This window comes from Microvirga makkahensis (genome assembly GCF_009830105.1).
Classification (GTDB): Bacteria; Pseudomonadota; Alphaproteobacteria; order Rhizobiales; family Beijerinckiaceae; genus Microvirga; species Microvirga makkahensis.
Window position 1 is genome coordinate 98,912 of sequence record NZ_WURB01000014.1, and the last position, 12,078, is coordinate 110,989.

A 12,078-nucleotide genomic window follows, 5' to 3' on the forward strand; every position below is an offset into this window, starting at 1 on the left:
TTGAAGAGGTTGGCGCCATGCAATCCAAGCGGCCCGTGGTCCTTATTACAGGCGGCAGCCGGGGCATAGGGGCCTCGGTGGCGCAGTTGGCGGCCTCTCGCGGCTATGACGTGGCGATCACCTATCGTTCCGAGCGCGAGGCCGCCGAGGCTGTGCTTGCCGTCTGCCGCGCCTCCGGCGCACAGGCCGTCGCCTGCCAGGGCGATGTTGCCGTTGAAGCGGACGTGCTGCGCATGTTCGACGAGGCCGAGGCAGGCTTGGGGCCACTCTCCCATGTCGTGAACAACGCAGGCATCACCGGTCGGTCCGGCCGCCTGGAGGACACCCCTGCGGAGGTCCTGCGCAGCTGCGTGGACATCAACGTGACCGGTGCCCTCTTCGTGGCCCGCGAAGCGGTGCGGCGGCTCTCGACCCGACGGGGTGGCCAAGGCGGCTCGATCGTCAACGTCTCGTCCGTCGCCGCCAAGCTCGGGAGCCCGGGCGAGTATGTCTGGTATGCGGCCTCCAAGGGCGCCATCGACTCGCTGACGATCGGGCTTTCCCGGGAAGTGGCGCTCGACGGCATTCGCGTGAACGCCGTCTCTCCTGGCATGACCCGCACCGACATTCACGAGCGCAGCACCCAGGACCTGGGGCGGCTGGAGCGACTGAAGCCCTTCATTCCCATGCAGCGGATCGGGGAGCCGGAGGAGATCGCCGAGGCCGTGCTGTTCCTGATGTCCGACGCGGCTTCCTACATCACCGGAGCGGATCTGCCGGTATCGGGCGGGCGCTAATCCACCCCCGGCCACAACCGGCCATCTCCGTCATCACCGGCCTTGTGCCTTAATCTCGATGGGAGAGGCGCCACGTTGCTCCTGTCGGGGGCGGGCACGGCCACGACGCGGCCGTGCTGAAAACTGCAACAGTCCAAAAAGAAAACGCCCGCTCGTGGCGGGCGAGAATCTTTGGCTTTACTGCGGTGCAGCTATTTTTACGCGACAGCGTGCTCGCGGGCGATGCTCTCGATCTGGAAGCGGGAGATGCCGAGATCGTCGAGCTCGCGGTCCGAAAGCAGGGAGAGCTCGCGGACGGTTTCGCGATAGCGCAGATAGGCGCGGACTTTAGCGAGGATGTAGGACACGAACATTGGGAACTCCTGTCAGTTAGCCGGCCCCTGTGACCGGCGGCCTTTGTTCTTGCGTGTGCAATGCAGCATATAGTCCTGTGCGCCGCAAAAGAGGAGCGGTAATAATGTAGGTCAGTTATGCTTTAGTAGCATAGCGTCTTAAGCTCGCATTAATGTGGCCGAACTCCCGCCACAGTCTCCGGACGAGGGCTCACGAATTCAGTCCGAGTGCGGGGGAGCGCCTGCGGATATGCCTCCAGAAGCCAGGTGATGAGCTTCTCCCGAACCTCGTTGCGAAGGTCCACCGAGGCGCCCGAGGAGGCTGCGCTCATGAGCCCCCTGATCTCGATGGTGGTCTCCTTGGCGTCGGTGACGTGCAGGACGCCGACCTGCCCGTCCCAGAGTTTCGATTCCTGCAGGATCTCCATGAACTTGGTCCGCACCTTTTCGATGGGCGTGGTATAATCCACATACCAGAAGACCGACCCGAGAAGGGAATTCGACTGCCGTGTCCAGTTCTGGAACGGCTTCTCCATGAAGTAGGAGAGCGGGACGACCATACGCCGCCAGTCCCACAGGCGGATGACCACATAGGTGGTCTGGATCTCCTCCACCGTGCCGAACTCGCCTTCAAGGAGCACCTCGTCGCCGAGCCGGATCGGCTGGGCGACGGCGAGCTGCACGCCCGCGATCAGGTTCGAGAGCACCGGGCGCGCCGCCAGGCCGACCGCCAGGCCCGCGACGCCCGCTGAGGCGAACAGGCTGACCCCGTATTGCCTGACGGCGGGAATTGTCATGAGCATCGCCGAGAAGGTGAGAAAGCCGAGGCCGAACACGATCGTTCGGCGCAGCAGGCGCACCTGGGTGAGGAGCTTGCGGCTCAGGACACTGTCCTCGGAGCCTCTCAGCGCCCGGCGCAGATAGATCTCCGAGGCGGTGTTCACGATGGCGATCGCGCTCCAGCCCAGGAAGATGATGAAGCCGAAGAGCAGGCCCCGCTCGAAGAGATCGAGGCTGGGGCTTCGCCTCGGCAGGGCCTGAAGCACCAGGCCGAGGCCGAGCACCAGGATGCCGAGCCTCGCCGGCGGGCCGATTCTGTGCAGCAGCTTGCGGCCGAACTCCGCGAGCCTTCCTCTCAATGCCAGGCGCAAGCCGTTGAAGAGGAGGGAGTGGAGGAAGAGAAGCAGAAGGGCTGCGACGGCCAGGAAGGTGATGTTAACAAGCCAGCTCGGCCACAGGCTCTGCCAGCGCTCAAGAGCGGTGGTAAGGGTCAGCATGATGTCCTGCATGGGATCGCAACGCCAAGCCGGGACAGGTGTTCCCTGAAAGAAGAGCCCCGGTCCGACCGGGGCTGAGACTCGTCTGGCTGCCGCCGAGACTTAGAGCACGTAGAAATCGGCCTTCGTGACGGCGAGCCCCGCCTTCACCTGAGCGAACTTGACGGCCGCCGCGCCGCCGAGTCCGTCGGGATCGTAGAGCAGGGCGCCGGTGCCCTTGTTGTAGACGATCCGGTCACTGGAATCCGCCGCGGCCGAGCCGGTCCGGAACGCGGCCGAGGAGAGCCAGCCGTCCGGCCCAAGCCTCGTGAAGATCCTGTTGTCGAGCATGATCGTGTCGTAGACAGGGCTGAAATCCGTGATCGTGTCGATATTCGTGCGTGAGGGCGTCGCATCGAAGACGAAGTAGTCCCGTCCGCCGCCGCCGACCAAGGCGTCGCTGTCGAGGCCGCCGCTGAGATAATCGCTGCCGTAGCCGCCGCTGAGATAGTCCCGGCCGGTGCCGCCGTAGAGGTCGTCGTCTCCGTTCATCCCGTACAGCTTGTCGCTCCCGGCATCGCCGAGGGTAATGTCCGCCCCGCCGTAGGAATAGACAATGTCGTTGCCGTAACCGCCACGGATCACGTCCCTGTAGTCGTTGCCGTAGAACGTATCATGGCCCCTGTTGAGAGCCACGTACCAATCGTAGGCGCTCAAATCGTCGACGGTCGTGTAGAGGTTGAGGTTCTGGATCGAGAGAACGGCATAGCCGTTGTTCTCATAGAGCAGGTCATCGATGATCACATCGTATCCGTTGCTCCAGTACCAGGCCGAGTATCGGTCGACGAGGGAACTGCCGTACACGTCGAAAACGGCAAGATCGCCATCATCATAGATGTTCACGGTATCGACATACGGATTGGCGCTGACGAACGACCAGCCGGAAGGGCTGGTGCTGGACATGTTGAAGCCGACGCCTGCTGCATTGAACGCCTGAAAGATTGCCATGACGGCGCATCCTGGTTTGTTACTCGATAACGGCAATCTATGCGAACCATTCTGAATGTAAGCTGCATAGGTGCGGAAAAGATTTGGTGTGGTTAGTGATTCGTAAACGGCGAGGGAGTGCGAGATGAACAGCCGTTCACCAAGTTGCCTAGAGTGTTGCCTAGAGTATTGATGCCGTTTCTTGCTCAAGCAGAATGCGACTGAATTTGGCGTCTGCGTACATGATCCGCGTTTTAGTCGAGTGGAGATCAGTCCATGAAGAAACTGGTCCTTCTGCCGTTGAGCAGCACGGCTTTTGCGCAGGCCGCCACGAATACGAATACCTCATAGTCGTCTCCTTACGACGGCAGAACAAACCTGCGCTTCCTATGCCAATGCAAAGGGACCGGAAACCGGCCCCTCTGCATTGGCGTACAAGGCTCGGCGCGCCACGGCTAATGGCGGGCGCCCATGTTGTTCAGGGCCTGCTGACAGGCCTGTTCGCAGCGGCGGCACGCATCGGCGCAGACACGGCAGTGCTCGTGCATTCCGGCATGGCGTTCGCATTCTTCTCCGCACAATCGGGAGGCTGCCATGCAGGCGTTGAGCATGTGGCGGATCACGTCCTCATTGGACCCGGTCCGGCGGGTGGCGATGGGTGCTGATCATCTCATGGGCGTGCATCACGGTATCCTCTGCTGTTGTGGCTGTTCCGCCGAGAGCCAGGCTGGGCTCCCGGGCCGCAGGCTCTCAGTGCAACAGAGGATCGTCGAGATGGTCCCCCTGGAACGTGTCTTCAAGAGATCGGCAACTCAGCGTCGGACGCCCTCCACGCTGATGAAGGCGCGAAAGGGGCCGTAATCCGTTTGTTTCCTGACGTCCATCTGAACGCGTCCGCTCGCCTGGCTCGTCCCGGTATCGGCTTTGCGGGTGCGGGAGGAACGGACGATGGTCTCGGCACGGACCCGGCCGCCGATGCGCACGCATGTGTCCGAATCCTGAAGCATGGCGAAGCCGGGAGGGCAGGAGGAAGCCGCCTGGGCCGGGTTGCCCAGGCTGAGCAGGAGTGTCGAGAGAATAAGGGCAGAGTGCTTCATGAACCCCACTCTAGCCGCTGGAAGCCCGGCGGCAAAGATGGAGGCGGGAGTTTAGAGGGGGCCCGTGCCGCTGCGGCGGTTGACGGCCTGGGCTGTCCCTGTGCGGTTAACCTCCACATGGAACTGTTCGGCTTTCGGGCTGTCGTCCTGGATCGCGCCGATGCGATAGCGGTAGGCCATTTCACCGCCGAGCCAGCCGCTGAAGAGCAGCAGCAGTGTCTGGAGGCCCGAGAGCCAGAGCCCCCATCCCTGAACGCCCGCCACCGGATCGTCGAGGCGGACGCCGACGTTCACGAGAGCCAGGCCCACTACCACCAGGTTGGCGACCATATGCGCCCAGGATATCCAGAGACTGCGCACGCGATCGATGGTCACGAAATCAATGAAGCCCGGGACCGCCGCCACGAGCGCCGTGACAATGCCTGCGATCAACAGCCAGTAGGATGCCTCGGCCCAGAACGGATTGTTGGTGCTCACGAAGGCGATATCCGTAGCCAGAGCTCCGATCAGGAAAGCTACGGGAAAGACAATCAACATATGGTGGAGGGGATGTCCGGCAATCGCTGCCGTGCTTTCTACCCCATGACGGTGATAGCGGCCCATGAAACTCTCCATCGAATGCAATATGAAGAAGAATGCAGCGGCCAAGGCTTCGTTCCTGGGCTTCGTTCCTGGGCTTTGTTCCCGCTTTCATTTATGCATTGCCTGTGTGGCGCAGCTGCATATTGTGCGGGGGTGGACATCAGATGGCCAATCGAGGATAGCACTAGCAATCATTACCTAGGGTAAGGGGTGCGCTGGGGCTCCTCTACTACTGCATCAGACCAGCCGAAGTCTTGCCACCGCCACGATGACCCTGGATCCAGCCACCCTCAATGTTGCCTTTGTCCTTCTCGCCCTGGTTCTCGGCGGGCTGCTGGTATTCGCCTGGACGGTCAATCGGAATGTCCGCGCGCTGCTGTCGTGGGGAGCGGCTTTTTGTCTTGTCGCGACCGGCTTCGCGGTGGCCAATCTCGGACGATCCAGCGGCTCCTATTCCGCCCTGCTGATAGGGAACGTATTCGGACTGCTGTCCTACGTGGCTCTCTATGCCGGGTGCCGGATCTTCAATGGCCGCAAGGGGGTCCCCCTGGTGGCTCTGACCGGTGTCGTACTGTGGAGCGCGGCCTTCCCCTTCATCTATGAGAGGCAGGACTACCGGCTGATCCTGGTCGCCCTCACGACAGGCGTATATTCTCTGCTCAGCGCGTGGGAACTCTGGCGCTATGCCGGGCAACCTCTCGCATCGCAGCGGTTCGCCGTGGTTCTCCTGGTTCTTCTGGCGGTCTTCAACACCGTGCGGATCTGGCCGGCGGTTTCGTCGACTTCGATCTCCTGGTTCGATGCGCTGGCCCATCGCTGGTCCTCCGAGATGGCCCTTTTCCTGGTGGTGTTCACCCCAAGCCTCGCTTTCATCTTCCTGTCCATGGCCAAGGAGAGCGTGGAGCTGGGTTACAAGCTCGCTGCCCTGGTCGACCCTCTGACGGGAATCCCCAACAGGCGCGCCTTCATGCAGAATGCCGGCGAACTGACCGCGTCCATGCATGGCAAGCCCGTCAGCTGCCTCGTCCTCGATCTCGACAACTTCAAGAGCATCAACGACCGCTATGGCCACGATGTCGGCGATGCCGTCCTCACACTTTTCGGGCAGGTGCTGAGCCGGCATCTTCCGCCGAAATCCTTCGGACGCCTCGGGGGCGAGGAATTCGCCGCGATCCTGCCGATGAACATGGAATGTGCCGCGGCTCTCGGGGAAGCCGTCCGCGACGAGTTCTCCAGGGCCGGCAAGGCCGTGCTCGGTGCCGGTGCCGAGGTCACCGTCAGCGTCGGCTGCTCGGCATCCTCTGACGCAACCGTGGAAATGCTGCTTCACGAGGCGGATATCGCTCTATACCGGGCGAAGGACAGAGGCCGGAACATCGTAGTCTCCTCCGCCGGCTCCCGGGTCAGTGCCTGACGGGCCGCCCGATTTTCCGCGGCACTCCCGCGCGCGGGAGCGACAACCTTGTCCGGGAGCCTCAGCGCAGCGCCGTGACGACGAGCGCCCTCATGCCGTGCTCGATGGGCCCGTCACCGAACCGACCGGCAAGAGCCTGCGCAGCTTGATCCGTAATCTCTTCGAGGCGGCCCGGCGCGCGGGCCTCGATTTCCCCGCGGAGGGGCGTCCCCTGCGTCAGACCTATCGCTGCTTCGCGAGCCGTGGGGGCCTGACCCACCTTGTCGACAGGCTCGATGGCGATGCTTTCGAACCCGGCCAGCTGAAGCTCTCCTTCAATGCGGTCCTCGTCGAAATAGCCGAAAGGTATGCGTTCGATGAACCGGGGCGGGTCCTCTGGGAACATCCCGATGATACGGTCCGAGACGATCTTGCTCACCGGGTTTGCGTCCAGCCTGTCCCAGACATTGAACAGGAAGCGCCCGCCCGGCTTGAGCACCCTCAGCGCCTCCCGATAAGCCTTCTGCTTGTCGGGGAAGAACATCACGCCGAACTGACACACGACGGCGTCGAAGGAAGTATCCTCGAAGGGGAGGGTCTGCGCATCGGTCTGACGCCACGTCACGTTGGGGGCCTGAAGCTTGGTTCGAGCCTGATCGAGCATCTCCTGGTTGAGATCGGTGGCAATGATTTCAACCAGGGGTGGGAGGGCGGCCGCCAGCGCACGGGTCGCAATGCCCGTCCCCGCCGCTGTCTCCAGAACTCGGCCGGCAGTGACGTCCCTCAGGCGTGCCGCGAGGTCCTCGGCAAAGGGCCTAAAGAGAAGGGATCCGAGATACCGCTCATAGAGGGCAGGAATCGAACCGCCAAAGGCCGCATCGGTGGCGTTCATGGCCTCCTCCACCGCGAAAGTCTGCAATCATCCTGCCGACGCCGTGATGTGGCAATAGGCACAAAGAGGGTAGGCGACGGTATCCGGTTCCCCGGGCGCTCCGAGCGAGAGCCGAGCTTAAACGGCGGTCCGATACGCCCGAAAATCCGTGGCAGTGCACGGCGCGACGTGCTCTCCTTGCGCGCACCGGCGCCGGAAGGTACGGGGGCGCCGGCCAGGAGGAAAGCATGGCGAACCTCTTGCAGCTTCCGGTTTGGCTGGGAGCCACCATGGCGATGGCGGTGGCGGTTGCCGCCTCGGCTCTGCCTTTCGTCGTCGTCCGCAGGCGGTTGAGCGACGAGCTCCCGACGAAGGCACGGGACGTTGCCGAAACGGTCGCCGTTCGGATCGGCGCGATCCACGGCCTTATTCTCGCGCTCGTCTTCGCGGAGGCTCAATCGACACACACCAGTTTGCAGCGGGAAGTTGCGAAGGAGACTTCCACGATCGAGCAGATCGCTCTGCAGCTGAAACTGTGGAACGGGTCCGAGGCGGGACCCCTGCGCGAGCAGCTTGCCGCCTATGTCGGAGCCGTTCTGCAGTCGGAGTGGCAGGAGCCCGGGCGCCGCCCCCAGGGCAGCAGCGACGTGGGACGCGCTTATTACGACCTCGATGAGGGAATTCTCGATCTGCGAGCCGATACATCGCGGCAGCAATCCCTTCGCAGCCGCTTGATCGCGAATATGGACAGCCTGCAGGATCATCGGAAGGAACGGCTGGCACTGCTGCATCGCGGGCTTCCCACCCTGTTCTGGTGGATGGCCATCGCGGGCTTCCTGATTATCGTCGGGTTCTTCCTGGTATTTCCGGCCTCGGCCCTGCACGCCGCCATCCTCTCCATCTACGGCGCGTATACGGGGCTCACGCTCTATGCGATCCTGGCTCTGAGCCATCCCTATGCGGGTCCTGCGATTGTCGACACCACGCCCTATGAGACGGCCCTCGACGAAATCAAGAAGGCGCCCAAGGTCGCTCCGACGCCCTGAGAGGCCGGCCGCTCCGGCCCGATGCTCGACGGTTCCGGGAGGCGGCTATTCCGCCGCCTCCTGTCGCGTCACCCTCTTCGGCCTCTTCGGGGCGTCCTTGGCCGGGGCTTCCTTCTTCAAAGGACGGCGCTCCAGCACTTCCTTGAGGAAGCGGCCGGTGTGGCTGGTTTTGGACCTGGCGATGTCCTCGGGCGTGCCCTCGGCCACGATCCGGCCGCCGCCGCTGCCGCCTTCCGGGCCCATGTCGATCACCCAGTCGGCGGTCTTGATCACTTCGAGGTTGTGCTCAATCACCACCACAGTGTTGCCCTGGTCCACCAGCTCGTGCAGCACCTCCAGGAGCTTCGCCACGTCGTGGAAATGCAGGCCCGTGGTCGGCTCGTCGAGGATGTAGAGGGTGCGGCCGGTGGCGCGCTTGGACAGCTCCTTCGACAGCTTCACGCGCTGCGCCTCGCCGCCCGACAGGGTGGTAGCCTGCTGGCCCACATGCACGTAGTCGAGGCCGACGCGGGCGAGCGTCTGCATCTTCTCGCGGATCGAGGGTACCGCCTTGAACAGATCGCGGGCCTCCTCCACCGTCATGTCGAGCACGTCGGCGATGGACTTGTCGCGGTACTTCACCTCCAGCGTCTCGCGGTCGTAGCGCTTGCCCTTGCACACGTCGCAGGTGACGTAGACGTCGGGCAGGAAGTGCATCTCGATCTTGATGACCCCGTCGCCGGTGCAGGCCTCGCAGCGGCCGCCCTTCACGTTGAAGGAGAAGCGGCCCGCCTGATAGCCGCGCGCCTTCGCCTCGGGGAGTCCTGCGAACCATTCGCGGATCGGGGTGAAGGCGCCGACGTAAGTGGCCGGGTTGGAGCGCGGCGTGCGGCCGATGGGGGACTGGTCGATGTCGATGACCTTGTCGAGATGCTCCAGGCCCTCGATGCGCTCGTGTGGGGCAGGGTGCTCCAGCGCGCCGTTGAGCTTGCGCGCCACCGCCTTGTAGAGCGTATCGATGACGAGCGTGGATTTGCCGCCGCCGGAGACGCCGGTAATGCAGGTGAAGGTGCCGAGCGGGATCTCCGCCGTCACGTCTTTCAGGTTGTTGCCCTTCGCGCCGACGACCTTGAGCATGCGCTTCGGGTCGCGCTTGCGGCGCTGCACCGGCACCTTCACGGACATCTCGCCCGTCAGGTACTTGCCGGTGAGCGACTTCGGATTCTTCATGATCTCGTCGGGTGTGCCCTCGGCGACGATCTTGCCGCCGTGGATGCCCGCGCCCGGGCCGATGTCGAACACGTAATCGGCCTGAAGGATGGCGTCCTCGTCGTGCTCCACGACGATCACCGTGTTGCCGAGATCGCGCAGGCGCTTCAGGGTTCCGAGCAGGCGGTCGTTGTCGCGCTGGTGCAGACCGATGGAGGGCTCGTCGAGAACGTAGAGGACACCCGTGAGGCCGGAGCCGATTTGGCTCGCGAGGCGAATGCGCTGGCTCTCGCCGCCTGAGAGGGTTCCGGAGGAGCGGGCGAGCGTGAGATATTCCAGTCCCACATCCACCAGGAAGGTGAGGCGGTCGCGGATCTCCTTGAGAATGCGGCCGGCAATGTCGTTCTGCTTCTTGTTGAGTTTCTTCGAGAGGCCGCCGAACCACTCGTGCGCATCCTTCACCGACAAGGCGGTGGCGTCGCCGATGTCGGAACCTGCGATCTTCACCGCGAGAGCCTCGGGCTTCAGGCGCTTGCCGCCGCAGGCCTCGCAGGGCGTTTCGCTCATGAAGCGGCCGATCTCCTCGCGGGCCCAGTCGCTCTCCGTCTCCTTGTAGCGGCGCTCCAGGTTCGGGATCACTCCCTCGAAGGGCTTCTTCACCTCGTAGGCGCGCAGGCCGTCGTCATAGGCCATGCGGATGGGCTCGCCGTCCGAGCCGTAGAGGATCACGTCGCGGACCTTCTCCGGCAGCTCGGTCCAGGGCTTCGTCATGGAAGCCTTGAAATGCTTGGTGATCGCCTCCAGGGTCTGGCCGTAATAGGGCGAGGTCGACTTGGCCCAGGGCATGATCGCGCCGCGCTTCAGGGACAGGGTCTCGTCCACCACCAGGGCCGGGTCGATGCGCATCTCGTGGCCGATGCCGCCGCAGGTGGGGCAGGCGCCGAAGGGATTGTTGAACGAGAACAGGCGCGGCTCGATCTCGGGGATCGTGAAGCCGGAGACCGGGCAGGCGAACTTGGAGGAGAAGACGATGCGCTTTGCCTGTCCCTTCTCGTCCTTCTCGTCCGCGTATTCGATGACGGCGATGCCGTCGGTCAGCTCGAGCGCGGTCTCGAAGGACTCCGACAGGCGCGCGGCGATGTCGGAGCGCACGACGATGCGGTCCACCACCACGTCGATGTCGTGCTTGAACTTCTTGTCGAGGGCAGGGGCCTCGTCGATGGCGTAATATTCGCCGTCGATCTTCAGACGCTGGAAGCCTTTCTTCTGGAACTCGGCGATCTCCTTGCGATACTCGCCCTTGCGCCCGCGCACTACGGGGGCGAGCAGGTAGAGCCTCGTCTTCTCCGGCAGCTCCAGGACCCGGTCCACCATCTGGCTGACCGTCTGGCTCTCGATGGGCAGGCCCGTGGCGGGCGAATAGGGAATACCGACCCGAGCCCAGAGCAGGCGCATGTAGTCGTAGATCTCGGTCACCGTGCCGACCGTCGAGCGCGGGTTCTTCGAGGTGGTCTTCTGCTCGATGGAGATGGCGGGCGACAGGCCGTCGATCTGGTCCACGTCCGGCTTCTGCATCATCTCCAGAAACTGGCGGGCGTAGGCCGAGAGGGATTCTACGTAGCGCCGCTGCCCCTCCGCATAGATGGTGTCGAAGGCGAGGGACGACTTACCCGAGCCGGACAGGCCCGTGAACACCACGAGCTTGTCCCGAGGCACCATCAGGTCGACGTTCTTGAGGTTGTGCTCCCGCGCCCCGCGCACGGAGATCACGCGCGCATTCGGGTCACCCGCCCTGGCGCGGTTGAACAGCTCGTCGAGTTTAGCCATGGCCTTCAAGTGCCTTCAAAAAGGGGGAAACGGCCTTGAGCGGCCGAGCCCGGCATATGTGACGTCTCACCCACGGATGCAATGCGGCGGATGATTCCCGCAGGAATTTAGAACAAAGAGGGTACGGAGGGCAATGGGGCAGGCGTGGGCAGCGAGCAACCTCACAGATTTGCCAACCGGATCAGCGCCGACGGGCGTCACGTGTTCTTCCAGAGCGATGCGACCCTCGTTCCCGGCGACACGGGGACTTTCGACATCTTCCGCAAGGACCTGACGGACGGTTCGATCGTCAAGGTCTCGGCCAGCGCGAGCGGCGAAGGGGGAAACGGCAATAGCTTTTTCGCTTCCGTCAGCGCCGACGGGCGTTACGTGACCTTTACGAGCCAAGCCACCAATCTGGTGCCAGGCGACCCGTCAGGCTTCCCGGGCGACGAAGGTGACGTGGACGGACGATTGCGGGTTCCTCATCATCTGAAGCGGCGTTCGGGGGCCGTCGTCTCCCTTGTTGATCGGCTGCGGACTGGCCTGGGCTTTCTGGGGACAGGCCGATCCCGGGCTTGTCCTGGTCCCTGTTTGGGCCCAGAACAGGGCCATGTGAACAGGAGATGGTCCGATGGCGGGCAGCGTGAACAAGGTGATTTTGGTGGGCAATCTGGGGCGCGACCCGGAGGTGCGCCGCCTCAACAACGGCGAGCCGGTGGTGAACCTGCGGCTGGCGACCTC

The 12,078-nt window shown here is 63.5% G+C and carries 12 protein-coding genes; 4 read left to right on the forward strand and 8 right to left on the reverse strand.

Annotated elements, in window-relative coordinates; all coding sequences use genetic code 11:
• The first annotated feature begins 17 nt into the window (after positions 1-17).
• The gene (locus GR328_RS17815; RefSeq protein WP_160886117.1) at positions 18-776 is read left to right on the forward strand and encodes a glucose 1-dehydrogenase; all 759 of its coding nucleotides are present in this window, start codon (positions 18-20) and stop codon (positions 774-776) included.
• 197 nt (positions 777-973) lie between these two features.
• Here the strand turns inward: GR328_RS17815 and GR328_RS17820 are convergent, their stop codons facing one another.
• The 6 genes from GR328_RS17820 to GR328_RS17845 all read right to left on the reverse strand — a co-directional run bounded on the left by GR328_RS17820 (position 974) and on the right by GR328_RS17845 (position 5,051).
• The gene (locus GR328_RS17820) at positions 974-1,129 is read right to left on the reverse strand and encodes a DUF1127 domain-containing protein (protein ID WP_160886119.1); all 156 of its coding nucleotides are present in this window, start codon (positions 1,127-1,129) and stop codon (positions 974-976) included.
• A 149-nt stretch (positions 1,130-1,278) separates the two neighbouring features.
• Entirely contained in the window at positions 1,279-2,385 is a 1,107-nt protein-coding gene (locus GR328_RS17825; RefSeq protein WP_160886121.1) for a mechanosensitive ion channel family protein, read from the reverse strand.
• A 102-nt stretch (positions 2,386-2,487) separates the two neighbouring features.
• The gene (locus tag GR328_RS17830; protein ID WP_160886123.1) at positions 2,488-3,372 is read right to left on the reverse strand and encodes a calcium-binding protein; all 885 of its coding nucleotides are present in this window, start codon (positions 3,370-3,372) and stop codon (positions 2,488-2,490) included.
• A gap of 434 nt (positions 3,373-3,806) precedes the next feature.
• The gene (locus tag GR328_RS28305) at positions 3,807-4,007 is read right to left on the reverse strand and encodes a four-helix bundle copper-binding protein (RefSeq protein WP_484502540.1); all 201 of its coding nucleotides are present in this window, start codon (positions 4,005-4,007) and stop codon (positions 3,807-3,809) included.
• A gap of 156 nt (positions 4,008-4,163) precedes the next feature.
• Complete coding sequence (locus tag GR328_RS17840) at positions 4,164-4,448, reverse strand: porin (RefSeq protein ID WP_160886125.1); 285 nt, start codon at positions 4,446-4,448, stop codon at positions 4,164-4,166.
• Between the two features lie 51 nt (positions 4,449-4,499).
• Positions 4,500-5,051 (reverse strand): DUF2231 domain-containing protein, encoded by a 552-nt coding sequence (locus GR328_RS17845; RefSeq protein ID WP_160886127.1) that lies wholly within the window; start codon positions 5,049-5,051, stop codon positions 4,500-4,502.
• Between the two features lie 247 nt (positions 5,052-5,298).
• On the opposite strand from GR328_RS17845, the gene GR328_RS17850 reads away from it, so the two are divergent.
• Positions 5,299-6,444, forward strand: coding sequence for a GGDEF domain-containing protein (locus tag GR328_RS17850; protein ID WP_160886129.1), 1,146 nt, complete (start codon positions 5,299-5,301; stop codon positions 6,442-6,444).
• A 61-nt stretch (positions 6,445-6,505) separates the two neighbouring features.
• On the opposite strand, the gene GR328_RS17855 is transcribed toward GR328_RS17850, so the two are convergent.
• Entirely contained in the window at positions 6,506-7,315 is an 810-nt protein-coding gene (locus GR328_RS17855) for a class I SAM-dependent methyltransferase (protein WP_160886131.1), read from the reverse strand.
• 227 nt (positions 7,316-7,542) lie between these two features.
• Here GR328_RS17855 and GR328_RS17860 point away from each other — a divergent pair, with 227 nt between their 5' ends.
• On the forward strand, positions 7,543-8,340 hold the full coding sequence (locus tag GR328_RS17860) for a bestrophin-like domain (protein WP_160886133.1): 798 nt from the start codon (positions 7,543-7,545) through the stop codon (positions 8,338-8,340).
• A 45-nt stretch (positions 8,341-8,385) separates the two neighbouring features.
• Here the strand turns inward: GR328_RS17860 and uvrA are convergent, their stop codons facing one another.
• Positions 8,386-11,355 carry an excinuclease ABC subunit UvrA gene (gene uvrA, locus GR328_RS17865; protein WP_160886135.1) on the reverse strand — a complete coding sequence of 990 codons (2,970 nt, stop codon included), beginning with the start codon at positions 11,353-11,355 and terminating at the stop codon, positions 8,386-8,388.
• A 613-nt stretch (positions 11,356-11,968) separates the two neighbouring features.
• Here uvrA and GR328_RS17870 point away from each other — a divergent pair.
• The coding region (locus tag GR328_RS17870) for a single-stranded DNA-binding protein (RefSeq protein WP_160886137.1) at positions 11,969-12,078 on the forward strand (110 nt) is incomplete at its 3' end.